Origin of the sequence: Phycisphaera sp., assembly GCA_025916675.1 — a bacterium.
GTDB lineage: Bacteria > Planctomycetota > Phycisphaerae > Phycisphaerales > UBA1924 > JAHCJI01.
In genome coordinates, this window is sequence record CP098402.1 from 1,372,919 (window position 1) to 1,389,887 (window position 16,969).

A 16,969-nucleotide genomic window follows, 5' to 3' on the forward strand; every position below is an offset into this window, starting at 1 on the left:
CCGCCGAATTGGACGAAGCTCAGGCCGCGACCTCGGCCACCGAGTCGGCGATCAGGATCTCCGCCTCGGTCTTTTGCTTCACCTCGTCGACGGTGACGCCCGGGGCGACCTCGGTGAGCACGAAGCGGTGCTTGTTGACGTCCATCACCAGCACGCACAGGTCGGTGATGACCATGTTGACGCACCGCTGGCCGGTCAGCGGCAGCGAACACTGCTTGACGATCTTGGACTGGCCGTGCTTGTTGCAGTGCTCCATGGCCACGACGACCTTGCGGACGCCGGCGACCAGGTCCATGGCACCGCCCATGCCCTTGACCATCTTGCCGGGGATCATCCAGTTGGCAATGTCGCCCTCCTGGCTGACCTCCATGGCGCCCAGGATGCACATGTCGATGTGCCCGCCGCGGATCATGCCGAAGCTGTCGGCGCTGCTGAAGAAGCTGGCGCCGGTGCGGGCGGTCACGGTCTGCTTGCCGGCGTTGATGAGGTCGGCGTCGACCTCGGCGTCGGTGGGGAAGGGGCCGATGCCCAGCAGCCCGTTCTCGGACTGGAGCCACACGTCCATGCCGTCGGGGATGTGGTTGGCCACGAGGGTCGGCATGCCGATGCCTAAGTTCACGACGTAGCCGTCACGCAGTTCCTGGGCCGCCCGCTTGGTGATCTGGTCTCGGGTAAGCATGGGCAAGTGTACCCCGGAGCACCCCCCTAGCGGCGGGCTTGGTTCCTCGCCTTGATGCGGTCGATCCGGGCCTTCATCGCGAGGAACGCGCCGACCGCGGCAATGGGGGCACCTGCTATGCCCACGATCGCCCACTTGAGCATTGCCTTGGCCGCATCCTTCTCGGGCTCGGCGCTCGTGGCATGCTCGCCCAGCGGGTCGCTGGTGGCGTCGTAGTAAATCCCCGCGAACGTCTTGAAGGCCATGCCCAGACCGATCAGCATGACGACCAACCCGATGAGCAAGAGCAAGCGGCCCAGATTGCGCTTCATGACTGGGTTTCCTTCGGCTTGCCGCTCATCAGCAGGCCGGCGATGCCCAGGATCAGCACGGCCAGCCCCACGACGCTCGCTAGCGTGCAGACGGATAGCGTCACGATCGCCAGCGGGCGGATCTCGTCGAGAGGCAAACGCGCCGCCCGGGCCGCGGTGATGCCAGCCGAGATCAGGCCCACAAACCCGAGAAACATCCAAGGCGTGCAAGTGACGATGATGCCCAGCTTGATGCGCTGGGTATGTTTTCGGCGTACCGGATCGATGGAATGCGTGTGAGTATCAGACACGGCCAAGCCACTCCGTTTCCAGGGCATCGAGTTCCTCTTTCAACTCATCCCGCCGGGCGTTGATCTCGGCGGCCTTGATGGCGTTCTTCCAGACATCGGGATCGTCGAGCTTGGTATCGATGCGCGAGACCTCGCCCTCGAGTTCGTGGATCTTCTCTTCGATGGCCTCGACGGGCATCCAAGAGAACTTGCTCTTGGTCGCCTTGGGCTTTGGAGCTGCGGCTGTCGGTGGGGGAGGGGGTGGGGCGCGCTTGACGGGCTCCGGAACCGCGGGCGACCGCGCCCCGCCCGCCAGCCAATCGCTCCAGCCGCCCATGTGCAGGCTCACGCCGCCCTTGCCGTCAAAGACGATCAGGTGGTCGCACACCGCGTCGATGAGCGTTCGGTCGTGGCTGACCACGATGAGCGTGCCGTCGAAGGTTCCGGACTTCTTCGTTTCACCGCGTTCGAGCATGGCTTCGAGCCGTTCGGCACTTGGGATGTCCAAGTGGTTGGTCGGTTCGTCGAGCACGAGCACGTTGCGCGCACACGCGAGCAGCGCCGCGAGGGCCGCCCGGGCGCGCTCACCACCGGACATGTCGCCCAGCAGCGCCTCCTGCTGGTCTCCCGAGAACAGGAACGCGCCGGCCAGATCGCGGGCCTCCTGCTCGTTGAGTGTCTTGGGCTTGTCGGGGCCTTCTTCCGTGTCGGCCAGACGCGCGACGACGCGCTGGATGTGGCGCGGCACGGTGGTCATGGGGTCCATGTCGCCGCGGCTCTGGCTAAAGTAGCCGACCTTAAGCCCCGCGCCGTGCTTGATCTGGCCGGCCGTGGCCTCGCGCTTGCCGAGCAGGCACTCGACCAGCGTGCTCTTGCCCGCGCCGTTGGGGCCCACGACGCCCCAGCGCTCGCCGCGGGAGATTACGATGTCCAGTCCCTCGAAGAGCGTGAGCGTCGAACCATCATCGCGAGGGAATCGCATGGTCAGGCCGGTGGCCTTGGCCACGATGTCCCCCGTGCGTGGCGCGGGCGGCAGGCTGGGCTGGAAGACCGCCATCTCGACGGGCCGTTCGAGGGTCGACGTGTCGCGGGCCCGGTCGAGGCGGCTCTCGCGGCCCTTGGCCTGTTTCGAGCGCTGGCCGGCCCGGTACTTGTCGATGAACGCCTGCTCCTGCTTGAACTTGGTCTGCTGGCGTTCCCAGGCTTCCATCTGCGTGCGCAGGCGGTCGACGCGCAGGGTCCGGAAGGCGGTATAGCCGCCGGGATAGCTGATCACCCGGCCGCGCTCCAACTCGACCACGCGCTGGGCCACGCGGGTGAGCACCGAGCGGTCGTGCGCGATGAGCACCACGGCGCCCTTGAAGGTATCGACCAGGAAGTCCTCGAGCCAGATCCGGCCATGCACATCGAGGTGGTTGGTCGGCTCGTCCATGAGTAGGACATCGGGCTCGGTGAGCAGCGCGCGCGCGAGGGCCAAGCGAGCCTTCTGCCCGCCACTGAGCTTCTCGACGGGCAGGGAGAACTGGGCGTCGGTGAAGCCCAGCCCATGCAGCACGCTATCGATGAGATGGTCGACGTTGTACCCACCCGCGGCCTGGATCTGGGCCTCGATGCGAGACTGCTCGTCCATCACCTTCTTAAGGTCATCGTCCTTCGCGTCGGCCAGCTTGTGGAAGACGGCTTCGAGCTTGTCGTGGAGGTTGCTGAGCTCCTCGAACGCGCTCGCGGCGTGCTGGCGGAGGGTGACACCCAGCTCGACCTGCGGATCCTGGGCCAGGTAGGCGATCTTGGTGCCGCGCTGGAGCGAGACCTCGCCCGCATCGTGCTTGAGCACGCCGGCCATGATCTTGAGCAGGCTGCTCTTGCCGGTTCCGTTCGCGCCCACGATGGCCACGCGCTCGCGGGCCTCGACCGACAGCGAGCAGCCCCGGAGGATCACGTCGTCGCCGTACGAGAGGTCGAGATTGGCTACGGCGAGGACTGGCACTGGGAATCGTATGAGACGATCGGCGGGCGATTGGCCTCAGCCGGCCTTTTCCTGATCTTGCAGCAATTGGTAGATTTCTTCCGAGGTGCTGGCCGCGTAGATGCGGTCGCGGAAGTCGTCCATGGTCATCAGGCGGCTGATGCGGGCCAGGGCCTGGATGTGGTCGCTGGTTCGGTCGGGCGGGCTGGCGAGCAGGACGATTAGGCGGACGGGCTGGCCGTCGATGGCCTCGAACTCGATGGGGCTGGCGGGCTTGCCGATGGCCATCGCCAGGCCGGACAAACCCTCGCACTTGCCGTGGGGGATGGCCAGGCCGTGGCCGATGCCGGTGGTGCGGGTCTGCTCGCGGGCCCAGACGGCGTCCTTGAGGGCCTGCGGGTTATTCACGCGGTCGAGACCGGCCAGGAGGTCGACCATCTCGTCGATGACCGCGCGTTTGTCGGTCGACTCCAGGGGCGCTTTCACGCACTCGGGGGTCAGGATTTCCAGCAACTTCATGGGTGCCCCGCTCCGCCGCTTGCCCGCCCGGCGGCCCTCACGCGGCCCCGAACATCGATCGTGGGGCCACTGTAGACCCCCTGGCGCTCGCCTATCGGCCGGCCTATCGGTTCTACGAAGGCTCAGCGACCAGCAAGGCGGCGTACCCGCCGTCGCGATAGCCGGTCGGCGGCTGTCCTGGAAGGCCCGCGGGCGTTGTCGACGCTTCCTTGAGGACGCGGAAGTTCGCCGACTCGCACGCCCAGGCAGTGATGTGCTGGTTCTCTTCCTCGTCCATGCTGCATGTGGCGTAGACGACGTGGCCGCCAGGGGCGAGCATGGCGCGGCTCTGGGCCAGAAGGTCTCGTTGGATGGACACCAGTCGCTCGAGTTGCTCGGATGCCTTCTCGGTGCCCAGGCGATACCTGGCCTCGGGGCGCCGCGGGAGAACACCGGAATTCGAGCAGGGCACGTCGAGCAGCACGAGGTCGGCCTTGCCAGCCGCCTCGTAGCGCACGTCCTCGATATCCAGAACCTTGGTTAGGTCGTCCTTGGCGAACACGCGGCGCAGGCCCTTGGCCCGCGCGTCGTTGGTATCGCAGGCCAGGATGGTCGCCTCGGGATACATCGCGCGCAACTGGCGGGTCTTGGTGCCCAAACCGGCGCAAAGATCGACAATCAGGCCCGGCTTCAGGTCCAGGCCATCGAGCACGTCGAGCGCCGCGGCCGAGGTCGCGTCCTGCACCCAGATGTCCCTTCGCCCCTTGAGCATGTCTCGCGGGCTGGCGCCGGGGGGGCCCAGCACGCTCAGGCCCTCGCGCTCGTGGGGCGTGAGCGTGTGGCCCTCGCGCATGCTCACGGACCAGTTGTCGGGATCATCGGCCTCGCTCGCGGCGTGGGCGTGGTTGATGACCACCGGTGGTTGCACGAGCGTGTGCAAGGCCTGCTCGACGACGCCCGCATCTCCCAATCGCGAGTGCCAGCGCTCGATGAGCCAGCGGGGAGTACCCGTCGCGGCTTCGAGCCAGAGCAGGGTCTCGGTCGGGAAGATGTCCGTGGTGAGCTGGATCGCCCGGCCGTCGTGCAGCGGCAGGCGGTCGGCCTTGCCAACGTGCTCGGTCGCGGGACCGTCGATGATAACCGGCCAGCCTTCTTCCGCTCGGGCCACGCTCTCGGTGACGCGGCGGAGCAGGGCGTTGACCAGGCCGGTGGCCTTGGGCTTGCCCGCGCTGCGGGTCCAGTTGACGGCCTCGTTGATGGCCGCGTGGGGCGGGATGCGGTCGAGCAACAGCAACTGGGCGGCCCCGGCCAGCAGGGCGGCCCTCACGGTGCTGTCCATTTCATGGAGTGGTCGGGCTTTGGGGCCGGTGGTGTGGGGGGCGAACATCGCCTCAAGGGTGATCCATCGACGCATGACGGCGTCGTAGATCGCGTGGGCGAGGGCGGCTTCCCGACCGGCACCGGGGCCCTGGAGTTCGCTCGTGTCCAGCGGCTCGAGGCCCAGGTCGGGGTAGCGGTGGGCCTCCTCGCGCAGGCGGAAGTGGACCACCGAGCGGGCGCTGATGGCGTCGGGGAAGCGGTTCGGACGGCGGCTTTGGGAGGTTGTGCGTGCCAAGGGGGATGGTAGGGAGGGCGTACGATCAGATCGTGCCCGACCCGGCCATCGACAGCCCGCCCGCGGAACGCCCCCGCCGCATGCCACCCAAGCTGCTGGGCACGATGCGCATCCGCAAGAAGCTCATCCTCTTGCACACGGCGTTCTCGGCGGGGCTGGCGGCCCTCATGTTCTTCATTCTGAGGCCCGAGATCCAGGCCCTGGTCCGCCAGGCCGAGGCCGAGGACGCCGCGTATGTGCTGGCCACGCTCGACGTGCTCGAACTGGCCGACGGGCGGGCGCAGGGCCGGGAGCGCCTGGCGGCGGGCGTCACGCTGCGGTGGGGGGGTGCCGAGGCGCTCGGCCTGGGCCCGGGTGCCATCGCCGCCATGCAGCGGGCCGCGACCGCGCCGGTCGTGCTGCCCGACGATGCCGGAGGCCAGACCGCCTCCGGGTCGCGCGTTGGCTCTGCTGGGCTGTACAGGCCCCACGCCGCGGGCGGGGGGTACTACATCATCGACCGCCAGCTTGACGGCGTGCGTGCCTCGGTCGCCCGGCTCGACCTGGTGCTGCTGCTGAGCATGCTGGGCGTGTACTTCCTGATCGCCGCCGCGCTCGAGGTCTTCGTGCTGCCCCGGCACGTCTACCAGCCCATCCGCCGGATGCTGCACGCCGACCTGGCGGTGCAGCAGGGCGACCGCACGGGCGAGCTGATCGACCCCCGATTCATGCCGCAAGACGAGCTGGGCGAGATCATGCGCAGCCGCAACCGGTCTGTTTCCGCCCTACGTCGCAACGAGGCCGAGCTGGCGCGCACGCTCGCGGAGCTCGAACGCGTCGCGGGCGACCTGAAGCGTAAGAACCACCTCTTAGAGAACGCCCGCCGCAACCTGGCCGACGCCGACCGGCTCGCGTCGCTGGGCATGCTCAGCGCCGGCATCGCCCACGAGATCAACACGCCGCTGGCGGTCTTGAAGGGCCTAGTCTCGGAAATCAACGACGCGCCCGGCGAGCCTGTGGCCGGGAGCAAGGCCAAGCTCATGCGCCGGGTGGTTGATCGCCTGGAACGCCTGGGCGAGGGCCTGCTCGACTTCGCGCGTGTGCGCTCGCCGCGCGTGGCGACGGTCGCGGTGTCCACGCTCGTGCGCCAGGCACTCGAGCTGCTGAGCCTGGACGACCCCGTCCGCCGCGTGCGTGTGGAAGATCGTGTGGCCGATGGCCTGAGCGTGCCCTGCGATGGCGACCGCATGGTGCAGGTGCTCGTCAACCTCGTGCGCAACGCCGCCGAGGCGCTCGTCGAGAGCGACTCCACGAACGCGGCCATCACGATCACCGCCGAGTCGCTGACACGCGAGGGATCGGGCTGGGTTTCGATCACCATTGCCGACAACGGCCCGGGCATCCCAGCCGAGCTGCTGCCGAGCTTATTAGAACCCTTTGTGAGCTCGAGGCTCGACGCGAAGGGCACCGGCCTGGGCCTAGCGGTCGCCGATGGCATCGTCCGCGAGCATGGTGGGGTGCTGATCGCTCGCAACAGCGAGGAGGGCGGGGCCGAGTTCGAGGTGCTGCTGCCGGCGTTCGAGAGCGCGGGGTCGTGAGCACGCTTCCATCCGCCACTCAGCCACCGCCCCGCATCGCGTCCAACTCGGCCCACCGCGCATAGAGCTCGGTCACGCGCTGCTGGCCATCCTTGAGCTTGGAATACACCGTCGCGGCCTTCGTGTGGTCGGCGGTCAGCGCCGGGTCGGCGGCGTCGGCTTCGAGCCGCTCGACGTCGGCCTCGGCCTCGAGGATCGCCTCTTCCATGCTGTCGTATTCGCGTTGCAGCTTGTACGAGAGCTTCCCGGGCTTGGGCTGGTTCGACTTCTTCTGGGCGGGTTGGCCCGGTTCTGGCTTGGCTTCGGCGGTCTGGAGCTTCTCGGCCTTGAGAACCGCCGACTTCCACTGCTCCATCGACGCAAACAACTTCGCGTCACCCCGGCCATCGAGCGCGATGTACTCCGTCGCGACGCGCTCGAGTAGGAAGCGGTCGTGGGTGACCAGGACGATCGCACCGGGAAAATCGAAGAGGGCCTGCTCGAGGACTTCCAGCGAGGGGATGTCCAGGTCGTTGGTCGGCTCGTCCAGCAGCAGCACCTCGGCCGGCGAGAGCATCAAGTTCGCAATCAGCACCCGGGCCTGCTCGCCGCCCGAGAGGTCGGCGATGCGCATCGGCAGTTGCTCGGGCTCGAACAGGAACCGCGCCGCCCACCCCGCGATGTGGACCTTGTTGCCCCGGTAGTGGATCGTATCGCCGATCGCGCCCAGGGCCTCACGCAATGAGTGGTCCTGCGACAGCGAATCGCGGTGCTGGCTGAAGGTGATGATCTTGAGGTTGTCGGCCCGCTGGATCGTTCCGGTGTCGGGTTCGAGGTCGCCCGACATGAGCCGCATCAGCGTCGTCTTGCCCGAGCCATTGACGCCCATGAGCCCGATCCGCTGGCCGGGAGTGAGTGTCAGATCGAGCCCCTCGAACAGCCGCTTGCTTCCCAGGAATTTCGAGACGCCGCGGAGGGCCACGAGCTTGTTGGTCTTGCGCTCGGTCGCCTGGAAGGCGATCTGCGTGGTCTTCGTGGGCGCGAGATTCCGGTCGGTGGTGTCCTTGAGCTCTTCGCGGCGCGACGCCGCAGCCTGAACCTGGCTCTTGTTGCGAGTGCCGCGGCCCTTGACGCCCTGGTGCAGCCAGGCCGTATCGCGCCGCACTTTGCCCGCGACGGCCGACTGGGCCGCCCGCTGTGCGTCCAGGAACGCTTCCTTGCGCCGCACGAACTCGCTGTAGTTGCCCGCGGCCTCGAAGGCCCCGCCCGGGTACGCGGCCGAGAGCTCGACGATGCGCGTGGCCGTGTTCTCGAGGAAGCGCCGGTCGTGGGTCACGAAGACCATCGCGATGGGCGACTGCCGCACGAAGCCCTCGAGCCACAGCACGCCCTCGAGGTCGAGGTGGTTCGTTGGCTCGTCAAGCAGGAGGACTTCCGGGTCGCCGGCGAGCGCCTTGGCAATAGACAGCCGCTTGCGCCACCCGCCCGAGAGCGTACCGACTGGTTGATTCAGGTCCACGAAGCCCAGCTTCGTCAGCGCGATCGACGCCCGCGTGGTCGCGTCGGTCTCGTGCGCGCCATCATCTGCCTGGTCATCGTCGTGGCCCTGAAGGCCGCCGCGCACCACCAACAGCGGCGTGGCGTCGCCATCGAAGCGGTCGTCCTGATCGACATACGCCGCGCGCAGGCCGCGCCGCCGCACGATCTCGCCCGCATCGGGCTCGAGCACGCCCGCGAGGATCTTCATGAGCGTCGACTTGCCCCCGCCGTTGGGCCCGATGAGCCCGATGCGCTCGCCGTCTTCGACATGCACCGACACGCCCTCGAACAGGGCCTTGGAGGGGTACATCTTGGTCAGGTTGCGGGCGGTCAGGAGCGTGGGCATGGGGGTGGGGCGATCTGGAGCGTAGTGGTAGGCAGTGTGAGCATCCGTACTGAGGGATCCGTATTTTGGTTCAATACGATATCCGGTTCGCCTCCGAGGCGATCGGGCCGCAAGCACGAAGCCCGGCGTGTTGTGGTGGTCGAGATGCGTTTCACAGTCAACTCGGGTTTGCCAGCCGACGCCGCAGGTGCGCGGCCAAGCGAGTACCGGTGATGGCTTCCTCATCAACCAACTCGTGTGCGCCACTCGCACGGATCTCCTCGACGAAACGATGGTATCGCGCGCGAGCGATGATGTATGCGTCCGGTGCGGTCACGCGAACCAAGCGGACGATCCGCTCTGCCATCGCCGGATCGGGAATGGTCACCACGACCGTGTCGGCGGCCCTCACACCGGCGTGGTGCAGCACGTCCTCGTGTGTCGCATCGCCCACGTGGCCGACGAGCCCCATCGCCTGGGCGGCCTTGATCGCCTGGAAGTTCAAATCCAGCACAACCACCTCGCGGTCGTGGCCGGCGAGCATGCGGCCCACAGCCTGGCCCGCCGGGCCGAAGCCAACCACGAGGATGCGCCCGGCCGACTCGGTCGCGGGCGTGCCCACCGGCGGGGCGGGCGCGGACACCAACCGGATGCGGCGCAGCGAGGCGATGATCCGAGGGGCCAGCCACGGCGCGGTCGAGACGAGATACGGCGTCAGAAAGAGCGAGATGATCGTCGCCGACACGAGCAGCCGCAAGGTGTCATCGCTAATCAGGGTCCCGCGGGCCGACATCGCCAGTATGAACGAGAACTCGCCCACCTGGGCCAGGCAGAGTCCGGCCATCAGTGCGCTCTCGTGGGCGAGGCCCAAGCCCCGCAGGACGGCCCAGACGATGACGGCCTTGCCCACGATGATGGCCGCCACGACCCCGACCACCATGCCGAGGTTTTCGATTAACCAGGCGGGATCCCCGAGCATGCCGATGGAACCGAAGAATAGCGTCACCAAGAGCGTCTGGAGCGAGGCGACATCGGCACGGACCTGTGTCGCGAAGGGGGAGGCGGCCAGGAGCATGCCCGCCACGAAGGCCCCAAGCGCGGGCGACAGGCCGAATTCGTGCGAGGCCCATGCCGCGCCCAGGCCGACAACGACCGCCACCAGGATCGGAAGGTCGCGGCTGTGTCGCATGGCGTCCAGGCGGAGCAACCAGGGCATGCCGTACCGCAGGATCACGTACAGGCCCCCGACCAGCACCGCCGCGCCGCCGATCACGCGGGCCAGGGCCCATCCGGCATCGACCAGACCGCCCTCGCCGCCAAGCAGAGCCACCAGGAGCACCAGCGGCACCACGGCTGCGTCTTGCACAAGCAGGATGCCCAGAGCGTGCCGGCCGTGGTGCGACTCGATCTCGGCGCGCGAGACCAGCAGTCGCAGCACGCACGCCGTGCTGCTCAGGGCGATGATCGCGCCGAGCGCCCAGGCCGAACGCACGGGCACGCCCACGAGCAGGCACACTGAGGCCACCAGCAACAAGGTCACAAGCACTTGCAAGAATCCGCCGCCGATGGCGACGCGTCCGAGCCCGATCAGCCGCCGCCAGGAGAATTCCAGGCCGATAGTAAAGAGCAAGAGCGCGATGCCCAACTCGGCGAGGATCTCTACTTCATCCCCCGAGCCGACGAACCCGAGCACGTTGGGCCCCATCAGCGTACCCGCGGCGAGATATCCGATGATCGGGCTCTGCTTAAGGCACGCGCAGGCGATACCCAGTGCCGTAGCGGTCGACAGCAGGAGGAGGACGTCCAGGAGCACGGACCACGATCCCATCACGCGAGTCTACGGTGGGCGCGAGCGCGGGGTGATCGCCACCCGACCGGCCGGCGTGCTCCAGCCGAGCATCCCTCCGTTCGAGCCGGAGGTAGAGCAACTGGCGTTGAGAGAGGTTGAACGCGAAGGGAGTGGGGATCGGAAGGGCTCCATCCGAATGAGGAAGCACGACCAGAGGGCCATCCGTAGGCGGTGACGGTTCGAATCCTGCTGGCTCATTTTTTTTGAGTCCTTCGGCGAGCACGCCGAGGGGATTCCTGTCGTGGGAACAAGATTTACGCGATGCAGGGTGCGTTCAAATGCAGGATCAGGGTAAAGTCGGTGATGTAGCCGGGTTGGCGAGCGAGATGGTGATCAACTCGGTGCCGCGCAGGATGGCTCTGTCGCGACAATCTTGCAGATCACTCGAAGTACCTCGCGATGGAGCACACGGGTGTGCTTGGATGAACTTAGCAGCCGAGCAATACCTAGTCATAAAACAGACGAGCCGCATCCCATGGGATGCGGCTCTTTCGAGACTTGAGTTTTACGATCGGTTTAGCAGCCGGCGTCGAACTCGTTCTGGAAGGCCAGGAAGTCGAACAGGGTCAGGCTGCCATCGCCGTCGAAGTCGGCCAGCAGGTCGCCCGAGTCGAAGGCGTTCTGGAAGGCCAGGAAGTCGAACAGCGTCAGCACGCCATCACCATCAAGATCGGCCCGGCAGCCGGTGCCACCCAGGATGGCGTCGATCGCGTCCAGGTCGTCCTGGTTGACGATCAGGTCGCCCGTCACGTCGGCCGAGAGATCGAAGAGGACCGCCTCGGAGATGTCGTCCCAGTTGGCCTCGCCGTCATCGACGGCAGAGATCTGGGCGGCGATGTAGGCCCGGTCGAAGGCATCGACGATGCCGTCGGCACCGGCGCTCGGGCTCCAGCCTGGGGTGGTCAGGCCATCGATGTTCGAGACATCAAAGCGTGACCAGCCGGCTTCGTACGAGATCGAACCATCGCCGATCATGGTGTTGAAGAAGTTGCCGGTGGTCGACGCAACGTCGACCATCTCGAAGCCGGCGACGCGGTCGAGCATGCCGGTGCCGGTGTCCAGAGCCAGGCCGTCGGCGAAGTAGCGGGCGTCCTCGGCATCGAAGTTGCCATCACCGTTGAAGTCGCCGATGATCTCGAGCACGGCGTCGCTGCCGGGCTCAAAGGAGGCGCGATCTTCCAGGGCACCGATCATGGCGGCGGTGTCGCCGATGTTGCGCACGCCGTCGTTGTTGAAATCGCCGGCCAGGCTGTTGCGATCTGTTACTCGATCGCCGTAGAAGACCGTGTTCCCGGCCTGATCGACGTAGTTGCCGCCACCGGCCACGCCATCGCTGTAGGTGACGCCCGTGGTGCGGGTGGGGACGAGGCCGGTGGTGAAGCCCGAGCCGCCAAAGGTCGCGAAGCGCGGGTCGCCCAGGACGATGCTGTTGGCACGGATGAAGTCCTGGAGGCTCTGGTTAAAGTCGGGGTTGGCGATCTGGTTCAACGGGTCGAGGGTGTCCTGGATGAAGTCCGTCGCCGCGATCAGCGTGAAGTTGCGGGCCAGGAACTCGGCGGGCGTGAACTCGACCTCGGGGACGCTGGGGTCGTCCTCGAATGCCGAGATGCTCGCCGTGATGTTGTTGAGGTACGCCGCGGCCTGCTCGTTCTCCATCGGGGGCAAGCCGGTGCCGTTCTGACCACCCACCGAAGGGCTCACCGCGCGGGGGCTTCCGATCGACGTGAATGTCTCGGGACCACCGATGGTCCAGCCATCGGCGTTGTTGTCCAGCACGTTATCGATCGTCGGACGGCTGAAGGCCGTGCCGCCCTGGAGGTCGTTGCGGACGGCCAGCACGTCGGCGCGGCCGTTGAAGAACCACCGGCTGGCACGCTCGGCACCGGTGTGGCCGATCGCCAGGCGGTGGTTGATGACCGTCGAATCAAGCGAGCCGGATCCGCCCTTGTTGCCGGGCAGGAAGTCGGGACCGAGCAGGTTGAACTCGGCGCGGTTGTTGCGCTCGCCAACGTTCTCGCCGCGGCCCCAGCTGGGGTCCAGGCCGATCGAGTTCTGGAAGCCGTTGCGGGTGCCCGAGCCGGAATCGCGGGTGACGAAGACCAGGTTCTCGCCATTGCTGCGGCGGCCGGTGGCGTTGCCGTAACGCAGGTCGCTCTGGTCGATCTGCTCGAGGCCGACGCCGTAGTTGACGATCGGAGCGATCGGCACGAAGGCGATGGGCGTATCGAAGATGGTGTCGCTGGCGGTCACGGCCGGGGGGTTGGCCGGGTCGAAGAGCTTCAGGCCGCCAAGATCGGCCAGGCTGTTGCCCTGCGAGATAATGTTACCGTCCTTGTCGCGAGCGAGGATGCCCGAATCGCCGTAGCCAACCGTGCCGGGGTTGGCGTCGAGCGCGCCCGTGCCCGAGATGGTCACGGCCCAGCTGGCGGGCACGTCGAGGACGCCCAGGTCGATCCGCACGCCGCCGATAGCCGACGTGCTGGGGAACGTGAACGGGCTGGCACGGAAGGTGCCGTCGGTCAGCGAGCGGAAGGGGCTGCCGCCGGGGTTGCCGGCATTGAAGACGCCCGCCACCGGGCCGCTCACCTCGTCGATGTAGACCTCGCGGTTGGCGAAGGCGTTTTCGGCAACGCTTCCCTCAAGACCGATCGCGGGGTTGTCGTCGTCGCGTGTGGTGTCGTAGAAGCCCGTCGCCGCGAACGGGCCATCGGGGTCGTTGGTTAGCACGAACTCGCGGAAGCCTTGCACCGAGCCCGTCGAACGATCGGTCACGATCCAGTGGGCGTCGGCGTCGTAGGTGGACTTGCGCTGGCCGCCGGGGGCGAGCTGGTCGATGCCCGGGCCGATGCGACGGGCAAAGCCGTCCAGGTCGGGATCAAGGTAGTCGTTGGTCGAGGCGGGGGCCTCAAAGAAGCTCGCGAACAGCGTGGCGCCCGAGATGTTGATCAGGAAGGGGCCCTGGAGGGCCGTGTCGGCCGGCGTGGTGCCGGGGCTGCCAACGCTCGTGTCCGGGCCAGCGCCGGCGGGTGCGCTCACGTAGCCGCCGTCGACACCATCTGTGCTCAGGGCCCAGTTCGTGCCGACGTTGCCGTCGACGAAGGGGTTGCCGAGGTAGATCGAGGCGACACCGTCATCGGCGGGCCAATCGCCGCCGTCGTCGTAGGTGATCGCGACGACTGCGGCGCCGAAGTCACGGCCGGCGTGGCTGGTGATGCTGTCCCACAGGCCGAACGTGTCGCCGCCGTTATTGAGGGCCTGCCAGTCGTCCACGGCAATGAAGTTGATGCCCGTGCCCCAAGCGGCCTCGACCGTGGCCAGCGTGAGTGCGCTGTTGTACAGCACGGCGGTACCACCGGCGGGGATCATGCCGCCGGGGATGTTCGCGGCCGTGATCGGTGCTCCGCCCTCGTCATCGAGGACCCAACCGGTCAGGTCGATGGCCGATCCGCCGGTGTTCATGATCTCGACATACTCCCACTCGTTGTTCGAATCGAACGCGGGGTTGTACATAATCTCGGTGACAGCGATGCTCTGGGCGCTGGCGCTCGCCGCCACGCCCGCCAGGCCGCAGGCGGCCAGCAAGGTCGAAATCCGGTTGCTCGTCTTCATGGGAACTTTCTCCGCAAGTGTTCGGGAAGCGTGCTTGCTCGTGGTCCTGCCGGTCGGCACCAACCGCCCGGCGTCCTCTCTCACGGGGGGATGGACCTCGTCTCCCCCTGCGCCCGCGTGTGGCGGGACGTATTCTGTTGTGGGCCAGCAATGCGAACGGCCGCGGTTTCCCGCGGCCGTGGCAGTCATTCAGTCATCGATCAGTACGCTGATATTGCGGCCGGTAAGGCTGTAGAACTGGTCGCCCCACAACCGCTGGCGGATGGTGTCACGAACGTCGTAGAGCGCCACATGCCCGTCGGCGAACACGAAGTTGGCCTTGCCCCCGTGCTTGCGGCTGACCGCATTCAGGTTCGTACGGGGATCCTCGATCACGCCCGGGCCGACTTCCTTCTCGTCGACAATGTCCCGGTCCGGATCGGGGTAGGCAAATCTGGGTTCGCTGCTGCTACCGGGGGCCTCGCGGTAGACGTCCTGGCCCGCACTGCGGCCCAGGAAGGGCGTGATGGGCCTGTGGCTCTTGATCACCTGGCCAACCCGTAGCGTTTCCCAGTTCTTGCCCTCCTGGAACTCGGTCCCCAGGATGGTCGTGCTGTGGCTGTTGATCCAATCAGGATTCACCAGTCGATTCCTGCGGGGCGTGCTCGTCGCGAACTTGTTCCGCGGGAAGATCGCCGCGTTGCCCGTGAACGCCATGCGCTTCAACTGGCGGTCCTCGGGCTCGGGTGAGCCGGCCGAGCCCCCAAGGTCGTTCACCTGGCCGAGTTCCCAGTGATCCTCATTGCGGCCCGGATTGGTGGCGGGCGCACCGCCGTTGAGCGCGGCGGGCGAAGCGAACGCATCCAGCGGGACGTTGCCACCCTCGAACAACGCCCACGACCAATGGATGTATCCATTGGCAGGAGTGGGGTTCGAGTCGAGTTGATCGCCAACGCGCCATTGCTCCCCGTCCCTGTCCTTGCCGTAGACATACGACGGTGGGAACACGAGATTGTCGACGGTGTAGGTCGTCACGCCCTGGCCAACGGAGCGGAGCTGGGCGGCGGCCTTGATCTGCTGTGCTGCGGCACGAGCCTTACCCAAACTGGGTAGCAGAATGCCGATGAGAAGCGCGATGATGGCGATAACTACCAGCAGTTCGATGAGTGTGAACCCGCTCTTGCTCGCCAGTCCTTGGCGGGTTTGCAATGTCGTCCGATCCATGGGCGTCAATCCCCCAGCGTTTACTGTCTTTGTCTGATTCCGTTGGCCGACTCTGGCCACGGAACAACTTCAAGACAATGGTCCGCAGGAATATGGGGAGATCAATAAAGCCGATGAGGACGGGAATCAGGCCGATTGTCAGAATGCCTGTCGTTCTTTAAGCATGCTTAATATGGACGGCCGCCACTGTACTCCTACATGGCAGTTGTTGGCGAAGCGCTAATTGTGATCGTGCGAGCGAGCAACGCAATCTTCATAGTATTTGCACGAAATCTTGAGAGATTATTGAACAAATTGACAATGCGCCAGCACGCCACCGTGTAGGCCGCCCGCCAGAGCGCGCCGCCCAAGCCGGTCGAGCTCGACCTGGTGAGCTTCCCCGATGGCACGCTGCGGCTGGGCTTCAAGGTCACCGCTGCCGGCTCGATCTTCGAGATCCAGCGCATCACTACCGACACCGAGGGCCAGGAGGGCGGGCCGATGGCGGCCGCCGAAGCGGCGTGCGAGAAGCCTCGTTCTTGCGCGCTCGAGTGGCAGGGCGCGTTGCTCGGAATAGTGGAAGACAACAACCGATTGGCGGTATAGGGGATTGGCCGAAACAAAGATTGGGTGCCAGCTCTTTTCCGTGCTCTTGGCCAAACCGCCCCGGCTGCCGTCTACTAACGTTGCTCGCCATGAACATGATCCAGCTCAGGAATCTCGCGATGGTGCTGCTGGGGGCCTCGAACGTGCGCGTGCTCTCGGCCGGCGAGGCCGCGTCGCGCAAGAAGAACCCCCAGACGGCGACCGACCCGCGGAAGGTTGTGGTTGTGCCCGATCAGAACTCGCGGGCGGAATCCGACGCGACAGGGCCGTAACCCGCCCCCGACCCGTATGAAACCCCATCCTTGCCTGGAACCCCCCGGGGAGCCGGGCCGTACCGACCGCCGGACACCAACGGGTGGCCATCCGGATCGGGCACCAGCAATTGGGGCTCCTGTCCTGACCAACCTTCAAGGGGTGTGGGCATGACAATCCGGGTCGGCACCAATAGACTTGCGGCCCGAGGGAGCCCGGAACGTCCGGGACACACACGGGCCGAACGCCTGACAGATCCCGATTTTAGCCGTTGGGCCTCATTGGCCCACGAGGCGGCTCCGTCCGGAGCGCGGCACGAGAGACCTTTCGAAAGGAAACGACTTCCATGGCCGAGAATCAACAACAGCAGGTCCAGCTCCGCATCGACGAGAGCAAGATGCAGACCACCTACGCCAACACCATCCGCAGCAGCACCACCCAGGACGAGGTCGTGCTGGACTTCGGCATGAACCTGCCCATGCAGGGCAACGACGGCAAGCCCGTGCTCAACTTCAGCGTCGGCAGCCGCATCGTGACCAACTGGGCCGGTGCCAAGCGCCTGGCGATCTCGATGGGCCAGATGGTCCGCCAGTACGAGGAGCGCAACGGCGAGATCGAGATCCAGCGTGGCCAGCAGGCTCCCCAGCCCGGTGCCGAGGGCGGCGATGGCCCCCGCCTGAGCGAGTAAGCGGGGCGAACCCCGTTCCCCTTAT

The 16,969-nt window shown here is 66.6% G+C and carries 14 protein-coding genes; 4 read left to right on the top strand and 10 right to left on the bottom strand.

Going from position 1 to position 16,969, the window contains the following annotated elements; all coding sequences use genetic code 11:
- Nucleotides 1-19: 19 nt before the first annotated feature.
- The 6 genes from NCW75_05960 to NCW75_05985 form a co-directional block, all read right to left on the bottom strand.
- Complete coding sequence (locus NCW75_05960; protein UYV13828.1) at nucleotides 20-679, bottom strand: CoA transferase subunit B; 660 nt, start codon at nucleotides 677-679, stop codon at nucleotides 20-22.
- A 26-nt stretch (nucleotides 680-705) separates the two neighbouring features.
- Nucleotides 706-990 carry a hypothetical protein gene (locus tag NCW75_05965; protein UYV13829.1) on the bottom strand — a complete coding sequence of 95 codons (285 nt, stop codon included), beginning with the start codon at nucleotides 988-990 and terminating at the stop codon, nucleotides 706-708.
- Nucleotides 987-1,280 (bottom strand): hypothetical protein, encoded by a 294-nt coding sequence (locus NCW75_05970; protein ID UYV13830.1) that lies wholly within the window; start codon nucleotides 1,278-1,280, stop codon nucleotides 987-989. Before NCW75_05970 ends, NCW75_05965 begins: the two co-directional genes overlap by 4 nt.
- Nucleotides 1,273-3,246: an ABC-F family ATP-binding cassette domain-containing protein gene (locus tag NCW75_05975; GenBank protein ID UYV13831.1), complete on the bottom strand. Its 1,974-nt coding sequence runs from the start codon at nucleotides 3,244-3,246 to the stop codon at nucleotides 1,273-1,275. The genes NCW75_05970 and NCW75_05975 overlap by 8 nt, the downstream gene beginning before the upstream one ends.
- A 36-nt stretch (nucleotides 3,247-3,282) precedes the next feature.
- Nucleotides 3,283-3,744 carry a PTS sugar transporter subunit IIA gene (locus NCW75_05980; protein UYV13832.1) on the bottom strand — a complete coding sequence of 154 codons (462 nt, stop codon included), beginning with the start codon at nucleotides 3,742-3,744 and terminating at the stop codon, nucleotides 3,283-3,285.
- Nucleotides 3,745-3,856: 112 nt separating this feature from the next.
- On the bottom strand, nucleotides 3,857-5,338 hold the full coding sequence (locus NCW75_05985; protein ID UYV13833.1) for a hypothetical protein: 1,482 nt from the start codon (nucleotides 5,336-5,338) through the stop codon (nucleotides 3,857-3,859).
- Between the two features lie 32 nt (nucleotides 5,339-5,370).
- Between NCW75_05985 and NCW75_05990 the strand changes: the two genes are divergently transcribed.
- Nucleotides 5,371-6,915: an ATP-binding protein gene (locus NCW75_05990; GenBank protein ID UYV13834.1), complete on the top strand. Its 1,545-nt coding sequence runs from the start codon at nucleotides 5,371-5,373 to the stop codon at nucleotides 6,913-6,915.
- Between the two features lie 19 nt (nucleotides 6,916-6,934).
- Here NCW75_05990 and NCW75_05995 read toward each other — a convergent pair whose 3' ends face one another.
- The 4 genes from NCW75_05995 to NCW75_06010 all read right to left on the bottom strand — a co-directional run bounded on the left by NCW75_05995 (nucleotide 6,935) and on the right by NCW75_06010 (nucleotide 15,419).
- On the bottom strand, nucleotides 6,935-8,779 hold the full coding sequence (locus NCW75_05995; GenBank protein UYV13835.1) for an ABC-F family ATP-binding cassette domain-containing protein: 1,845 nt from the start codon (nucleotides 8,777-8,779) through the stop codon (nucleotides 6,935-6,937).
- Between the two features lie 157 nt (nucleotides 8,780-8,936).
- A complete protein-coding gene (locus NCW75_06000; protein UYV13836.1) occupies nucleotides 8,937-10,586 on the bottom strand; it encodes a cation:proton antiporter in 1,650 nt (549 codons plus the stop codon).
- Nucleotides 10,587-11,123: 537 nt separating this feature from the next.
- Complete coding sequence (locus NCW75_06005; GenBank protein ID UYV13837.1) at nucleotides 11,124-14,216, bottom strand: lamin tail domain-containing protein; 3,093 nt, start codon at nucleotides 14,214-14,216, stop codon at nucleotides 11,124-11,126.
- 189 nt (nucleotides 14,217-14,405) lie between these two features.
- On the bottom strand, nucleotides 14,406-15,419 hold the full coding sequence (locus tag NCW75_06010) for a prepilin-type N-terminal cleavage/methylation domain-containing protein (GenBank protein ID UYV13838.1): 1,014 nt from the start codon (nucleotides 15,417-15,419) through the stop codon (nucleotides 14,406-14,408).
- A gap of 369 nt (nucleotides 15,420-15,788) precedes the next feature.
- Here NCW75_06010 and NCW75_06015 point away from each other — a divergent pair, with 369 nt between their 5' ends.
- The 3 genes from NCW75_06015 to NCW75_06025 all read left to right on the top strand — a co-directional run bounded on the left by NCW75_06015 (nucleotide 15,789) and on the right by NCW75_06025 (nucleotide 16,944).
- Nucleotides 15,789-16,004 carry a hypothetical protein gene (locus NCW75_06015; GenBank protein ID UYV13839.1) on the top strand — a complete coding sequence of 72 codons (216 nt, stop codon included), beginning with the start codon at nucleotides 15,789-15,791 and terminating at the stop codon, nucleotides 16,002-16,004.
- An 89-nt stretch (nucleotides 16,005-16,093) separates the two neighbouring features.
- Nucleotides 16,094-16,276, top strand: coding sequence for a hypothetical protein (locus tag NCW75_06020; protein UYV13840.1), 183 nt, complete (start codon nucleotides 16,094-16,096; stop codon nucleotides 16,274-16,276).
- A 326-nt stretch (nucleotides 16,277-16,602) separates the two neighbouring features.
- On the top strand, nucleotides 16,603-16,944 hold the full coding sequence (locus tag NCW75_06025) for a DUF3467 domain-containing protein (GenBank protein UYV13841.1): 342 nt from the start codon (nucleotides 16,603-16,605) through the stop codon (nucleotides 16,942-16,944).
- Nucleotides 16,945-16,969 lie beyond the last annotated feature (25 nt).

Excerpts from the sequence above, each read along its gene's own strand:
- NCW75_06025 (UYV13841.1), top strand. The coding sequence starts at position 16,603 with ATGGCCGAGAATCAACAACAGCAGGTCCAGCTCCGCATCGACGAGAGC.
- NCW75_05960 (UYV13828.1), bottom strand. The coding sequence starts at position 679 with ATGCTTACCCGAGACCAGATCACCAAGCGGGCGGCCCAGGAACTGCGT.
- NCW75_05980 (UYV13832.1), bottom strand. The coding sequence starts at position 3,744 with ATGAAGTTGCTGGAAATCCTGACCCCCGAGTGCGTGAAAGCGCCCCTG.
- NCW75_06000 (UYV13836.1), bottom strand. The coding sequence starts at position 10,586 with ATGGGATCGTGGTCCGTGCTCCTGGACGTCCTCCTCCTGCTGTCGACC.
- NCW75_05995 (UYV13835.1), bottom strand. The coding sequence starts at position 8,779 with ATGCCCACGCTCCTGACCGCCCGCAACCTGACCAAGATGTACCCCTCC.
- NCW75_05965 (UYV13829.1), bottom strand. The coding sequence starts at position 990 with ATGAAGCGCAATCTGGGCCGCTTGCTCTTGCTCATCGGGTTGGTCGTC.
- NCW75_06005 (UYV13837.1), bottom strand. The coding sequence starts at position 14,216 with ATGAAGACGAGCAACCGGATTTCGACCTTGCTGGCCGCCTGCGGCCTG.
- NCW75_06010 (UYV13838.1), bottom strand. The coding sequence starts at position 15,419 with ATGGATCGGACGACATTGCAAACCCGCCAAGGACTGGCGAGCAAGAGC.
- NCW75_06020 (UYV13840.1), top strand. The coding sequence starts at position 16,094 with ATGAACATGATCCAGCTCAGGAATCTCGCGATGGTGCTGCTGGGGGCC.